General features: G+C 62.0%; 12 protein-coding genes. 5 read left to right on the top strand and 7 right to left on the bottom strand.

Annotation, left to right across the window (positions count from 1 at the left end; genetic code table 11):
• Positions 1–18 precede the first annotated feature (18 nt).
• Positions 19–1,008 (top strand): tyrosine recombinase XerC, encoded by a 990-nt coding sequence (locus ACLIRY_RS12185; protein WP_413205661.1) that lies wholly within the window; start codon positions 19–21, stop codon positions 1,006–1,008.
• Positions 1,009–1,259: 251 nt separating this feature from the next.
• Here ACLIRY_RS12185 and ACLIRY_RS12190 read toward each other — a convergent pair whose 3' ends face one another.
• Both ACLIRY_RS12190 and pspF read right to left on the bottom strand, forming a co-directional pair.
• On the bottom strand, positions 1,260–1,643 hold the full coding sequence (locus tag ACLIRY_RS12190; protein WP_413205662.1) for a PGPGW domain-containing protein: 384 nt from the start codon (positions 1,641–1,643) through the stop codon (positions 1,260–1,262).
• A gap of 229 nt (positions 1,644–1,872) precedes the next feature.
• Positions 1,873–2,880, bottom strand: coding sequence for a phage shock protein operon transcriptional activator (gene pspF / locus ACLIRY_RS12195; protein ID WP_413205774.1), 1,008 nt, complete (start codon positions 2,878–2,880; stop codon positions 1,873–1,875).
• Positions 2,881–2,966: 86 nt separating this feature from the next.
• Between pspF and ACLIRY_RS12200 the strand changes: the two genes are divergently transcribed.
• From ACLIRY_RS12200 to ACLIRY_RS12215, 4 genes are all read left to right on the top strand, one after another.
• Positions 2,967–4,262 carry a glycosyl hydrolase family 8 gene (locus tag ACLIRY_RS12200; RefSeq protein ID WP_413205663.1) on the top strand — a complete coding sequence of 432 codons (1,296 nt, stop codon included), beginning with the start codon at positions 2,967–2,969 and terminating at the stop codon, positions 4,260–4,262.
• 174 nt (positions 4,263–4,436) lie between these two features.
• A complete protein-coding gene (pspA, locus tag ACLIRY_RS12205; RefSeq protein WP_413205664.1) occupies positions 4,437–5,114 on the top strand; it encodes a phage shock protein PspA in 678 nt (225 codons plus the stop codon).
• A 136-nt stretch (positions 5,115–5,250) separates the two neighbouring features.
• The gene (gene pspB / locus ACLIRY_RS12210) at positions 5,251–5,505 is read left to right on the top strand and encodes an envelope stress response membrane protein PspB (protein ID WP_413205665.1); all 255 of its coding nucleotides are present in this window, start codon (positions 5,251–5,253) and stop codon (positions 5,503–5,505) included.
• Complete coding sequence (locus ACLIRY_RS12215) at positions 5,502–6,041, top strand: hypothetical protein (protein WP_413205666.1); 540 nt, start codon at positions 5,502–5,504, stop codon at positions 6,039–6,041. Before pspB ends, ACLIRY_RS12215 begins: the two co-directional genes overlap by 4 nt.
• Before the next feature lie 17 nt (positions 6,042–6,058).
• Here the strand turns inward: ACLIRY_RS12215 and ACLIRY_RS12220 are convergent, their stop codons facing one another.
• The 5 genes from ACLIRY_RS12220 to ACLIRY_RS12240 all read right to left on the bottom strand — a co-directional run bounded on the left by ACLIRY_RS12220 (position 6,059) and on the right by ACLIRY_RS12240 (position 14,064).
• Positions 6,059–6,850: a DNA alkylation repair protein gene (locus ACLIRY_RS12220; protein ID WP_413205667.1), complete on the bottom strand. Its 792-nt coding sequence runs from the start codon at positions 6,848–6,850 to the stop codon at positions 6,059–6,061.
• Positions 6,814–8,037, bottom strand: coding sequence for a glycosyltransferase (locus ACLIRY_RS12225; RefSeq protein WP_413205668.1), 1,224 nt, complete (start codon positions 8,035–8,037; stop codon positions 6,814–6,816). Before ACLIRY_RS12225 ends, ACLIRY_RS12220 begins: the two co-directional genes overlap by 37 nt.
• Positions 8,038–8,250: 213 nt before the next feature.
• Positions 8,251–9,651 (bottom strand): dihydrolipoyl dehydrogenase, encoded by a 1,401-nt coding sequence (gene lpdA / locus ACLIRY_RS12230; RefSeq protein ID WP_413205669.1) that lies wholly within the window; start codon positions 9,649–9,651, stop codon positions 8,251–8,253.
• A gap of 142 nt (positions 9,652–9,793) precedes the next feature.
• Positions 9,794–11,062, bottom strand: a complete 1,269-nt coding sequence (gene odhB / locus ACLIRY_RS12235) for a 2-oxoglutarate dehydrogenase complex dihydrolipoyllysine-residue succinyltransferase (RefSeq protein ID WP_413205670.1) — start codon at positions 11,060–11,062, stop codon at positions 9,794–9,796.
• A gap of 56 nt (positions 11,063–11,118) precedes the next feature.
• Positions 11,119–14,064: a 2-oxoglutarate dehydrogenase E1 component gene (locus ACLIRY_RS12240; protein ID WP_413205671.1), complete on the bottom strand. Its 2,946-nt coding sequence runs from the start codon at positions 14,062–14,064 to the stop codon at positions 11,119–11,121.
• Positions 14,065–14,250 lie beyond the last annotated feature (186 nt).

Here is a 14,250-nt window from a genome sequence, read left to right on the forward strand (position 1 = left end):
AAAGGAGAAACCAGGGCCATGTCCAGCGCGGAGTCCTCCCTATCGCGCCCTCCCCCCTGGGATGACCCGCTGCTGATCGCCATCCCCCTGCCTGCGACGGCAGACCTGATGCCCCTTCTGCGCGACTGGATCAGTTGGCTGGCCAATGAACGACGAGCGAGTCGCCATACCTTGCTGGCCTATGCCCGGGACCTTTCGGCCTTCCTGGAATTCATGCGGGACTACCACGGGCAAGAAACAAGCCGGGCCCTGCTCGAATCCCTGACAGCGGCAGACCTCCGCGCCTATATGGCCAGCAGATTGTCGGGGGGACTCTCCAAGGCCTCACTGGCACGGGCCCTGTCGACTCTGCGCAATCTGTACCGTTGGTTCGACCGGGAAGGCTACATGACCAACCCGGTTCCCCGGACCCTACGCGCACCCAAACAGCCACAAAGTATCCCCAAGGCCCTGACGGAAGACGAGGCCCTGGACGCGCTCGCCCTTTCCGGAGACCTACAGGACGAACCCTGGCTGGCCAAGCGGGACCTTGCGCTCTTTACCTTACTCTATGGCTGCGGTTTGCGCCTGGGAGAAGCCCTCGACCTGGATCGACGCGACCTGCCCCGGGGGGAAACGATGATGATCACGGGTAAGGGACGGAAAGACCGGGTCGTTCCCCTGCTTCCCGTCGTTCTGGAAGCCCTGGCCGATTATCTGGAGGCCTGTCCTTACGAAGGCGGGCCGGAGACTCCGGTTTTCCTTGGCAGCAGGGGAAAGCGCCTGAATCCGGGAGTGGTCCAGCGGCAGATGCGACGGCTTCGTGCCGCCCTGGGATTGCCCGAATCCGCCACGCCCCATGCCTTGCGTCACAGTTTCGCAACCCACCTCTTGGCCCAAGGCGGAGATTTACGGGCGATTCAAGACCTCTTGGGGCATGCATCGCTGTCAACGACCCAGCGGTACACCAAGGTGGACGCAGCCCGACTCGCGGCCATTCACAAGGCGAGCCACCCTCGGGCAAGGTAGTAGGGCAATCCCGGGGTTCCAGCGCCCCCCTGGCGAGAGGGAAACCGGATCAGCTTGTCAATCATAGTGTGCCCCGGACCCCCATTTGGGATCAAAGGGTCCGCGACCCTTTGCGGGTCTGGGCAGAGCCCAGAAACTGCGAGGCACAGTTTCCGGACTTTCGAGGAAACGATGTCACTCCGGTCCCAGGCTCCCCTTTTGGCAACATCAACAAGGGTTGGGTCTGAAGCCGATCGCGAAAAAGTGGAGGGTCAGTCTCCACGATCTGGATGGGTGCGTTCGATGAAGACCCGCATCCCCTTGCTCACCCTGGGGTGAAGAGCCTCCAGTCCCTTGTTCAGGGGGGAAATGTGGCGACGGATCCAACGAACCATACGTCGCGCCACAACCGAATCCCGAGCCACCATATACAAGCCGACCGCCATGAGCAGCAGACCCAGCGGCAAGGGCGTCGGTGCCACAATCACACCGAGGAAAATCAAGCTCCAGCCGACCACCTGCCGCAGAGAACGCTGCGTGAAGACGTAAAGGCGCCGCCGCCGACGGCGGAAAAATAGGACAAACGTACCCGACGAAGGCCGCTTGGCCACCGGAGGAACCTCCCCCACCGTTGCCGTCTCTATACCGTTGGTCATGGGCCTCTGTTTCTCCAGGCTATCACTATCTTTCACATGAAATCCCAGTCTGGCGTGTTCCGAAATCATGTTGGGCCATTTCATGGCCTAATTTGGCATCAGAGACACTCTAAAATTTATAAAATCAAAGTGAAACTGAGCCAGCTTGACTCAAGCTGATCCAGGTTCACTTTAGGGTCGAACGGCGACTCCGGAAACAAAAAGACGCAATCTCCCCAAATCGTAACAATCATTTGTCCGGCAAAAGGGCATGCTTGACCAGAAGGCGCCGAAAGCGGTGGTAACCCAGCCCCAGGGACTCTGCGGCCTTTCGCTGGTTTTGGCGGGCCCCCCTCAGGGCATTCCGCAACAGGGAACGCTCGTAGTCAGCCACCGCGCGATCGAAGTCATGGAACGCAAAAGCGCTCCCCAATTGGTCGGAGGAAGAATCGTCGGGCCCCTCTCCCAGGGTGGCTCCAAGACGCCAGGGGCTGGCGAAGGGATCGATGGGCACCTCTTCGATCACAGCACCATCCGTTGGCAGGCGAGCCACCGCCCGTTCCACGGCATTGCGCAACTCGCGCACATTGCCCGGCCAGCTGTGGGCCGCCAACTGGGCCAGAGCGACCGGCGAAAAGCGGGGAGCTTCCTCCCGGTCCAACTCATGCGCCATGTCCCGGGCGAAGGACTCCGCCAACGGCAAGAGGTCCAGGGGGCGGGCGCGCAGGGGGGGCAAGGTCAGGACATCGAAGGCCAACCGGTCCAACAGATCCGCCCGGAACAACCCGGCCTGAGCCCGCGCCGCCAAGTCCACGTTGGCCGCGCCAATCACCCGCGTATCTACGGAAATCGACGCAGAGCCGCCAACCCGTTCCAGCTCGCCATATTCGATCACCCGCAAAATCTTTTCCTGAACGGTCATGGAGGCCGAGGCGATCTCATCCAGGATCAGAGTGCCACCGCTGGCCCGCTCGAATCGGCCCACATGGCGCCGCTGGGCACCGGTAAAGGCCCCCGCTTCATGGCCGAACAGCTCCGTATCCAGCAGGGTTTCCGACAGGGCGGCGCAGTTGACCTTGACCAGAGGTCCCTCCCAGCGCCGTGACAGATAATGCAGACGGGCCGCCACCAGCTCCTTGCCGGTCCCCCGCTCGCCCAGGACAAGACAGGGCCTGTCCAACCGCGCCAGTTGGGAGGCCTTTTCAATAACGTCGAGGAAAGCCGGATCCTCGCCGACAATGGGGGGCAATGGGGTCATAGGGGAGAGCATACCCAAAATCGCTCCATTTTCCCCATACCATGCGAAGATAATGGCGCACAGCCCTTCAGCCACAGGAGTCCCCCTTGCATCCTCGCCCCATTCTCCCCGGTCTCTCCCCTGGCTTGTTTCTCAACAGCCTCCTTCTCCTCGCCTTTCTCACCCTCCCCGCCCGGGCGGAAGAAGTGACCCAAGCCGGGCATCCCTATGCCCTGGGGGTCATCCTGCCAGACAGTCCCGAGGCGGACCGGGACAAGGCCCTGACCGACTTTTACACCCAATGGAAATCCCTCTACCTGACCGAGGGATGCGGCAAGGACCGGGCCTATGTGAACGTCGGTGCCGACGGCAAGGCCATGCAAGGAGGAGCGGCGGAAGACACCATTACAGTGTCGGAGGCCCATGGCTACGGCATGCTGATTACTGTTCTGATGGCAGACAAAGATCCAAAGGCCCATGCCCTGTTCGACGACATGGTGCGCTTTTTCCGGGACCATCCCGCCGCCTCCGGTCCCGGGTTGATGGCCTGGAACCAGGTCCTGGGATGCGACGATGCCAGCGGTCGGGTGAACGGGGCAACGACGGCCAGCGACGGGGACCTGGACATCGCCATGGCCCTGTTACTCGCCGACAAGACCTGGGGATCGAAGGGCGCCATTTCCTACAAGACCGAGGCCAAGACGGTCCTTGCGGCAATCCTTGCCCGGGAAGTGGCCGCAGAGGACAGATATATGCTGCTGGGAGACTGGGCCAAGGCACCCGATCCAGAGAACCCCGACAGGGCCATCACCACCCGGACCTCAGACTTCATGCCCGGCCATTTCACCGCCTTCGCCCGAACCACCGGGGAAACGCGATGGTACGATCTCCGCGACCAGAGCTATGCTCTGCTGGAGCAGCTGCGCCACCGCTGGGCCCGGGATACGGGATTGGTGCCCGACTTCATCATTGCCCGACTCGAGGGCCCCGAACCAGCCGCCCGCAACGTCCTGGAGGGAGAGGGTGATGGCGCCTTTTCCTGGAACGCCGCCCGCGTTCCCTGGCGAATCGCCATGGACGCGGTCCTCTATGGCAACCAGCGGGCCCGGGCGGCCCTGTTGCCGATGATTGCCTGGATTCGCAAGGACACCGGAGACGACCCCAGCCAAATCAACGCCGGATATTGGCTGTCGGGCGCTCCCATGGCCGACCAGGGCGAGGATCAAATGGCCTTCCTGGCCCCCATGGCCGTCGCCGCCATGGTCGACCCCGACCACCAGAAATGGCTCGATGCCCTCTGGAAAGACATCACCAAACGATCCCTTGCCGACGAAGACTATTACGGGAACACCCTGAAGCTCCTTTGCATGATCGTCCTGACCGGGCATTGGCCCCCCCTATGACGAGTAGATTAGCGATTATCGCTATATGTTTTCGCCAACAGTTAGCGGTTTTCGCCACTTTTTCCGAGTTACTCCTGTGAGAAACCGAGGCATTTGGGGGTTGTCACCTTTTGGCACGGTCTTCGCAATAACGGGGACATCACTCCTCACCCCCAAACCAAAGGGACATGACCGATGGGTATCTTTTCCCGTATGACCGACATCGTGAACGCCAACCTCAACGCCTTGCTTGATAAGGCTGAGGATCCGGAGAAGATGGCGCGTCTCATGATCCAAGAGATGGAGGACACCCTGGTGGAAGTCCGGGCCTCCGCCGTGCGTATGATCGCCGACAAGAAGGACCTGGAGCGCTCGCTCGCTGCCCTGGAGAGGGACGCCGAAGACTGGGGCGCCAAGGCCGAATTCGCCTTGGGTAAAGGCCGCGAAGATCTGGCCAAGGGGGCCTTGGTGGCCAAGCGCAAACTGGCTGACCGGGCCATCGCCGCAGAAGCCGAACTGCAGGTCATCGACGAAAGCCTGACCAAGACCAACCAGGACTTGGCCAAACTGCAAGCCAAGCTGGATGAGGCCAAGAGCAAGCGGAAATCCATCGAGATCCGCATGCAATCCGCCCAAAAGCGGGTCCAGGTGCGCAAGACTCTGTACGACGGGCGCGTCGATGACGCCATCGACCGTTACGACTCGCTGGAGCGCCGCATCCACGAGCTGGAGGCCGACGCCGACGTGCTGGAAATGGGGCGCACTGGCGGGAAACCCAGCCTGGAGGAGGAGTTCGTTTCCCTGCGAGCCGATGCCGACGTTGAAGACGAATTGGCGAAACTCAAGGAAAAGATCGGTGGCAAGAAAGCCTAAGGCTGATCTTGTCTCGGTCCCTGGGTTAGGCTGGGCGGTCCTTTCCCCTCAGCCCGGCCCTGGCCAACGAGCCCAGGCCAGCCAAACCGGGACCTGTCCGCCCTTCCCTTTCCCTTCCCGCCGCCGGTGATCACCCATGCTGTCCTTCTTCGCCATCACCTTCGTTCCCCTGGTGATCTTCGTCTCCCTGGTGCTGCCCACCTGGGTGGTCTTCCACTACATCACCAAATGGAAACGCATGAAGATGGCCGACCTGGGTGATGGCAAGATCGCCGTTTCCCGGGAAGAACTGGAACACCTCCGTGCCAGGGCCAAGGACCTGGCCGGACGCCTGGAAACCCTGGAACGGATCCTGGCGTCCGATAAGCCCGATTGGAGATCCAAATCATGAGCGCCCCTAAGGAACGCCATACCCATTACCACACCCATTGGCACGAGGGTTGGGCCAAGGGATGCCCCGGCCCGAAGGGCGCCTTCCGCGAAGGACATCCGGGCCTGATCCGCCGCGTGACCCAATTCGCCGCCGACAAGACGGGATTGCCTCGCAAGGCCATCCTTGCCCTGCTGATTATCGGCGTGATCATGAATTTTCCCCTGGCGGTTCTGGTCTTTATCGGCGTGTGGCTCTGGTCCGAGCACCCCGATTCGGTCCGTCGCGCCACGGATCGGGCGAGCGCTGCAATCCGCGAGACCTTCTCCAGCCCTCCGACAGCCAATGCGGTCGGCCCTGGTCCCGGTTCTGGCATGGCGAGCGCAAAGCCCCGTCCGGTGGACCCCGACTCGGAATTCGCCGAGCTGCGCCGGGCCTTCGATGACCTGGAACACCGGGCAACCTCCATGGAACGCCATGTCACCAGCGAGGAATACGCCTTGAACCAACAGTTCAAGGACATGGCCCGGGAGGGCAAGGGGGACGGCCAGGGGTGACCCTGCCCACAGCCCGCCTATCCCTTGATCGACCGCCGCGCCCGCTTGACCAGTGCGGCGGTTTCCTTTTGGCCCCCCTCCAACCACCGATCGGTCAGCCAGAGCACCCAATCGGGACGCGTCTTGGCGGCGTCGTTCAGCCAGTTCGCCACCGAATCCCGCACATATTTGGACGGGTCTGCCTTCAAGGGCTCCAAGAGGACGCGACCGGGATCCGGATCTGCTTTCAGACCGGCGATGTGGGAGCACCAAACGCCTCGGGGCCGAGTCGCCTCGCTGGCGAAGCGGCGGAGGTTTTCGTCGTCCTCTCCGGTCCAGGGTGTCAGCAAGACCAGCGCCTCCATCGGTTTGGCGACGATGGCGGGGCGGGCCGCCAGCCAAGCCCATTCGCGCACCCCGAAATGGGCATCCGCCGCGAGCGGCCTCAGGGCCGAAAAGAGAGCCTCCAAGTCGCTCCCCCACCGATCGGCCAACGCGAAGGCCATCCAGCCCCGGACCGTATCGCTGGGATGGGACGCCAAACCCTCCACACTCTCGACTGACAAGGCGCCCGCAGCCTGGGCCATGCGCCTGGTGATCCCCGCAGACGGATCCACCGCAGCGGCGACGGCCTCAGCGCTTGCAGTGGGCAGGCAGCCCCGCGCCATCTCGGCGAAATCAACGGCCAAGCATTCGCTCAGCGTCAGTGTTTCCTCAAGTCCCCCATGCAGTCGGGCGAGGAGCTCCGGCGTCACATCGGCGACCTTGCCCGCGCCCTTGCGCCGAACCGCAGTCACGATGCCACCACCCGATCGATCACCTTCAACCATTGGGGCAGGCACACCGTTTCCAAGTCGTATTTCTCCACCACCGTCTCCCGTGCCCGGGCGCGGATGGGCTTCTGCCCTTCCGGGTCGCGCAGCACCGCCACCACTCTCTCTGCCAAGTCCTCCGGATCCAGACAGTCGACCAAATGGCCGTTCACCCCGTCCTCGATCACCTCCATCACGGGGTCCGTTCGCGACCCGATGACCGGCGCGCCGCAGGCCATCGCCTCCAGCATCGACCAGGAGAGCACGAAGGGAAAAGTCAGATAGACATGGGCCGCGCTCACCTGGAACAGCCGGGTCAGGGCGTCACGCTGAAGCCAGGGGACAAAGCGCACCCGGTCCCAGTCCAAGCGGTCGCTCACTTCGGCAATCAGACGTTTCTTATGGGTCGGCTTGTCCTTTTCCATGCGCCAATAGGACTTGTCGTCCCGGCCCACCACCACTGTCTTGCAGTCGGGCTCCATGGCCTGGATCAGCGGCAGGGCCCGCAGGAAGGTATGGACCCCCCGCATGGGCTCCAGATAGCGGGTGGCAAAGGTTACCACCTTTTCCCCCTTGGCCACCGTCCAACCGTCCAGGTCAAGAATCCCCCGCTCCCGAGGTTTCAGGATCCGGGTATCGATGCCGTCGTGGATCTGGTGGATCTTGTCTTGGAAGTGGGCAGGGAAACGCCCGGCCTGCCAAGCCGTCGGCGCCACTGCAGCTCGGCATCGGGCCATGCTCACATCAATGGCAGCATTGGCCAGCCGGTTGCGCAACGGAAGGTTGGACTCTGGATAGGGAAACTCCGGATCGAAATCGTGGTCCCCACCGGTGTCCTGGTAATAGATCTCCGCATAGGAGATTTCCTTCGCCTCGGGCAAGACCTCCCCCAGCCGGAGCATCTCCCCCCAGCCCGGGTGGCCGATCACCAGATCAGGCGTGAAGCCCTTCTCCTTGAGCGTCGATATTGCCCGGAAGACCCCATCCGCCCGACGCAGCTTGGTGTCTATCTCCCGCAAGCGGGGTTGAGGCGAGGGATTGGCATCGGGAATGGGGTACCGGTAACTGGTCACACCAAGCAGGGGGGGAGGGACCGGTTCGTGAACCCCCAGGCCCCTTACATCCCACCCCTCCCGCGTGGCAAGACGGGGCGCCAGATGGCGAAATTGAGCCGGAAAGTTCTGGTGTAGGAAGAGAACGCGCACGTCATATTGCTCCCGGCATACAAAAGGGGGCTTTCGCCCCCTTTAACCCCCGAATTGGGGAGGCGTGACCTCCCCAAACCCCTCGGTGCGACACAGAGGAAACATGTCCCCTTGCCAACACTCGACCGGACAAACGGTCGAGAAAAGGAATGTGGGGTCTGGGGAGCCCTGCTCCCCAGCCGGGTATGGGCGGGCGCCCACCCTGTCCCCGTTTTACATGTGGATCGGCTTATCGTGGGACGCCAGGGCGGCCTCCTTCACCACTTCGCCGAGCTGCGGGTGGGCGTGACAGGTGCGACCAATGTCCTCGGCCGAGGCCCCGAACTCCATGCCCAAAACCACTTCGCTGATCAGATCGCCTGCGGCGGGGCCGATGATGTGACAGCCCAGAACCCGTCCCGTTTCCGCGTCGGACAACACCTTCGCGAAACCGTCTGTGTCGCCATTGGCCTTGGCCCGACCGTTGGCGGTGAAGGGGAACTTGCCGGACTTGTATTTGACCCCAGCCTCCTTCAACTGCTCTTCAGTCTTGCCCACCGCCGCGACTTCCGGCCAAGTGTAGACCACCGAGGGGATGGCATCGTAGTTGATATGGCCGCTCTGCCCGGCCAGCATCTCAGCCAACACCGACCCCTCGTCCTCTGCCTTATGGGCCAGCATCATGCCGCCGATCACATCACCGATGGCAAAGATGCCCTGGACGTTGGTCTGGAAATCGTGGTCGACCTCCACAAAACCCCGGTCGGTGACGCTCACGCCCGCCTTGTCCAGGCCCAGACCCTCGGTATAGGGACGGCGGCCAATGGCCACCAGGACGGTCTCGGCCTCGATCACTTCGGCGTCGCCCCCCTTGGCGGGCTCGATGGTCAGCTTCACCTTGGACTTGGTGGTTTCCGCGCCAGTCACTTTCTGGCCCAGCTTGAAGGCCATGCCCTGCTTCTGGAGGATCCGCTGGGCGTTCTTGCGCACCTCGCCATCGAGCGGCGGCAGGATCACATCAAGGAATTCCACCACAGTCACCTCGGCACCCAGGCGACGCCAAACGGAACCCAGCTCCAAGCCGATCACACCGGCGCCGATGACAACCATGGACTTGGGCACCTTCGGCAGTTCAAGCGCCCCGGTGGAGGACAGGATCTGCTTCTCGTCGATGTCCACGCCAGGAAGGGGCATGACGTCAGAGCCCGTAGCAATGACGATATTCTTGGTCTTCAGCGTCTTCTCGCCATCCTTGGTGTCGGCAAGAACCGTGTTGGCGTCCTCAATGCGACCCGCGCCGATCACATAGTCCACCTTGTTCTTCTTGAAGAGGAATTCGATGCCCTGGGTATTGGATTTCACCACCTCGTCCTTGCGGTCGAGCATGGTTTTCACGTCGAGGGAGAGCTTGCCGACCTTGATACCATGGGCGTCGAAGTGCTTTTCTGCCTCCTCATAAAGGTGGGAGGACTGGAGAAGGGCCTTGGAGGGAATGCAGCCCACGTTCAGGCAGGTGCCGCCGAGGGCTCCCCGTTTCTCGACGCAGGCCACCTTCAGGCCGAGCTGGGCGGCGCGGATGGCGCAGACATAGCCACCGGGGCCGCCGCCAATCACAACGACATCATAATCGGACATGGACACGTCCCTTTTCCTTTCGGGCGCCGGGATCTCCGGGAGACCCTCGCGGCGACTTCATTAATAAACGGTACAGGAGACCGAAACCGGCACTGAAAATTGAACCGGGCGCGCGAAGGAAACGCGCGCCCGGGGCAATGACTTAGGCCTGCAGCAGCAGACGGGCCGGATCTTCAAGGTTTTCCTTCACCCGAACCAGGAAGGTCACCGCTTCCTTGCCGTCGATGATCCGGTGATCATAGCTGAGCGCCAGATACATCATCGGACGGGCCTGGATCGACCCATCGGGCATCACCATCGGGCGCATCTGAGTCTTGTGCATACCCAGAATCGCCGACTGGGGCGGGTTCAGGATGGGTGTGGACATCAGGGACCCATAGACCCCGCCGTTGGACACGGTGAAAGTTCCACCGTTCATCTCTTCCATGGTCAGGCTGCCGTCGCGGGCCTTCTTGCCGTACCCGGCAATGGCGCCCTCGATTTCGGCGAAGGACTTGACGTCGCAATCCCGAACCACGGGAACCACCAGACCAGACGGGCCACCGACGGCAACACCAATGTCGTAGTAGTTCTTGTAGATGAGAGAATCACCGCTGATCTCGGCATTGACAGCAGGCAATTCCTGGAGCCCCTGGACGCAGGCCTTCACGAAAAAGGACATGAAGCCCAGCTTGATGCCGTGCTTCTTTTCAAAACCGTCCTTGTATTGACTGCGTAGGGCCATGACGTTGGTCATGTCCACTTCGTTGAACGTGGTCAGCATGGCCGCGCTGTTCTGCGCGTCCTTCAGCCGCTCGGCGATCTTGCGGCGCAGGCGGGTCATCTTGACCTTTTCCTCGCGCTCGGTGGGCTCGCGGCCCGGGCCGGAGGGCATGCTCGAAACCGCAGCTGCGGGGGCCGCCGCAGCCGGGGCGGACGCGCCGCCCTTCATGTACATCACCACATCCTCCCGAGTCAGGCGGCCGTCCTTGCCGGTCGCCGGGATCTTGGAGGGATCCAGCGCGTTGTCATCCACCAGCTTGCGCACGGCGGGTGGCAGGGGGTAGTCGAGATTGGCGGCCTTGGCGGCCGGAGCCGCCACTGCAGCGGCCTTAGGGGCCTCGACCTTCTTTTCCTCAGCCTTGGGCGCTTCGGCCTTCGGCTCTGCCTTCTTGGGGGCTGGAGCGGCGCCAGAACCCTCTTCCAGATGAGCGAGAAGGGCGCCGACTTCAACCTCGGCGCCTTCCTCAGCGATAATCGCTTTCAGGACGCCTGCGGTAGGTGCGGGAACCTCGACGGTGACCTTATCGGTCTCCAGCTCAAGGAGGGGTTCGTCGACGGCGACAGCGTCGCCAACCTGCTTGAACCACTTGGCGACCGTCGCCTCGGACACGGATTCGCCCAGTTGGGGCACGGTGATTTCGGTGGCCATGGATGTCTCCTGGACTCTACGTTCTTATGAATGATGGATCTAAAGCGCGGCCGGGATCACTGACCAATAATGCTGAGCTTGGTGGCCCGCCGGAAAGGTTGGGGCAAAACGTCCCGCTTCCAGGTGAGGGCCTGTTCCACGAGCAGGTTTTGCTCGCGGCCATGCTCGCGGTTGGACCCGGTCGCCGGAGAGGCCGAGGCCGGACGGCCCGCGTAGGACACGCGACGATATTTGTGGTCCAGCTCTTCCAGCGCGTAATCGATGCGCAGGTCGACGAACATCCAATATCCCATATTGGCCGGTTCTTCCTGGCACCACACCACATCAGCGTTGGGATAGCGCTTCAGGATGGCCATCAGGGTGTCCTTGGGCCAGGGATAAAGCTGCTCAACCCGGACAAGGACCACATCATCAATGCCCTGGTCTTCCCGTGCCTGGAACAGGTCGTAGTACACCTTACCCGAGCAAAGCACCACACGCCGGACCTTGTCATCAGCAACCAAGGTGGTGGCAGTCTCGCCGATCACCCGGCGAAAGCCATGATCGGTGAAGTCCGTTGCGATGCTGACGGCCAGCTTGTGGCGCAGCAGGGACTTGGGTGCCATGATGATCAAGGGTTTGCGGAAATTGCGCAGGACCTGGCGACGCAAGGCGTGGAAGTAGTTCGCCGGGGTCGTCAGGTTACAGACCTGCATGTTGTCCTCGGCACAAAGCTGCAAATAGCGCTCGGGTCTGGCCGAGGAATGCTCAGGACCCTGGCCTTCGTAGCCATGGGGCAACAGGCAGACCAGACCGGACATGCGCAACCACTTGCTTTCTCCGGAACTGATGAACTGGTCAAAAATCACCTGGGCGCCGTTGGCAAAATCACCGAACTGCGCCTCCCAAAGCACCAGCGCCCGGGGCTCGGACAGGGAGTAGCCATATTCGTACCCCAGCACCGAGAACTCCGACAACGGGCTGTCGATCACCTCGTAACGGGCCTGAGTCTCGGAGATCTGCTCCAGGGGAATGTAGCGCTCCTCGGTCTTCTGATCCACCAGCACCGAATGGCGGTGGGAGAACGTCCCGCGACCGGAGTCCTGCCCAGACAGGCGAACCGGGTGGCCATCCTTGACAAGGGAGCCGAAGGCCAAAGCCTCGCCCATGGCCCAGTCGAAGCCTTGACCGGTTTCGATCATCTGCAATTTGGCCTTCATCTGGCGAAGGATCTTGCGATTGACATCGAAATTCTCTGGCGGCGTTCCCAACACAGTCCCGACCTGCTTCAGGTCCTCGGGGCTGATGGTGGTCTTGTCCTGGCGATATTCCTCCTCGCCATTCATCGCCTCCAGGCCTTCCCACTTGCCCGCCAGCCAGTCGGCGCGGTTGGGCTTATAAGTGGATCCGGCCTGATATTCCTCTTCCATCCTTGCGGTGAAGCGGTCGCTCATGGCGTCTGCGTCAGCCTGAGAGAGAACACCATCGGCCACCAACCTGTTGGCGTATAGGGTGCGTGTCGTCTCCGTCTTGGCAATCTTCTGGTACATGATCGGCTGGGTGAAGGCCGGTTCATCGCTTTCATTGTGACCATGACGGCGATAGCAGACCATATCCACCACCACATCAACGCCGAATTCCTGCCGGAACTCGGTGGCAATGCGGGCCGCATGGACCACGGCTTCGGGATCGTCACCGTTACAATGCAGGATCGGCGCCTGGACCATCTTGGCGATGTCCGTGCAATACTGCCCGGACCGGGAGTACTGCGGGCTGGTGGTAAAGCCGATCTGGTTATTGATGACGATATGGATGGTGCCGCCGGTGCGATACCCCTTCAACTGGGACAGGCCAAAGCATTCGGCCACCAAACCCTGCCCGGCAAAAGCCGCGTCACCGTGGATCAGGATGGCCATGGCCTTCTTGCGACCGAGCTCGAGATCACCGGTCAAGGTCTGCTTGGCCCGCACCTTGCCCAGCACAACGGGGTCCGCAGCTTCCAGGTGAGACGGATTGGCCTGCAGGGAGAGGTGGACGACATTGCCGTCGAATTCCCGATCCGCAGAGGTCCCCAGGTGGTACTTCACGTCGCCGGACCCCTGGACATCGTCCGGATTGGCGCTATTCCCCTGGAATTCGGAGAAAATCGCCCGATAGGGCTTGTGCATGATGGCGGTCAGCACATTCAAGCGGCCCCGGTGGGCCATGCCCAAGTTGACATCCACCAATCCAAGCTGGCTGCCGCGCTTGAGGATCTGCTCGATAGCAGGGATGACGCTTTCACCGCCTTCCAGGCCAAACCGCTTGGTTCCGGTGTATTTGACCTGCAGGAACTTCTCGAAGCCCTCGGCCTCGGTCAAGCGCTCCAGAATCGCGGTCTTGCCCTCGGGGGTGAACTTGGTCTGGTTGCGTTCGGACTCGATGCGCCGCTGGATCCAGCTCTTCTGATCGGGGTCCTGGATGTGCATGAACTCGACGCCGATGGTGCCGCAATAGGTATCGCGGACCACGTCAATGATCTGGCGCAGGGGCGCGCTTTCCATGCCCAGGACGTTGTCGATGAAGATCTCGCGACCAAGGTCGGCCTCGACAAAGCCATAGGACCTGTAATCCAATTCGGGATGCTCGTTGGTCTTGTGCAGCCCCAGGGGATCCAGATCGGCCATCAGATGGCCCCGGACCCGATAGGCGCGGATCATCATCAACGCGCGAATGGAATCCAGGGTGCGGGCCCGAATCTCCTCCTGGCTGGCACCGGGGGGGGGCTGAACGCCCTTCCCCTTGCCCGGTTTGGCCGCAGCGGCCTCCGGATCGGGAGCGCCAATGACCTTGTTGCCTCGGGACGTCCAGGAGGGACCGACCAGATCACCGGACAGGTCGTCGGCGCCGTCGCGCAATTCCTGGAAGAGATCGATCCAACTGGGATCGACGGAGGACGGATCCTCCAGATAACGGCTGTAAACCTCGGCAATATAAACCGCGTTCGCGCCGGTCAGAAAAGACGTTTCCACGTCACCACCCATTTCTGCGGGCCTGAGGGGGCAACGGCCGTCCGTGCTTCGGATTCATGCTTCGTTGTCTAGGCTTCGGAGGAGTGTCTAGGGTCGAAGGGGAAGGGAGCAGGAGGGTCGTGGGTTCCAAACAGGCACAGTGTTCGTTGTAGACCAGTTCCGAGGGCTCTCTCTACACCCCGGCCTTCACATACTATG

Source organism: Rhodospirillum sp. A1_3_36 (assembly GCF_047263945.1).
Taxonomy (GTDB): Bacteria; Pseudomonadota; Alphaproteobacteria; order Rhodospirillales; family Rhodospirillaceae; genus Rhodospirillum.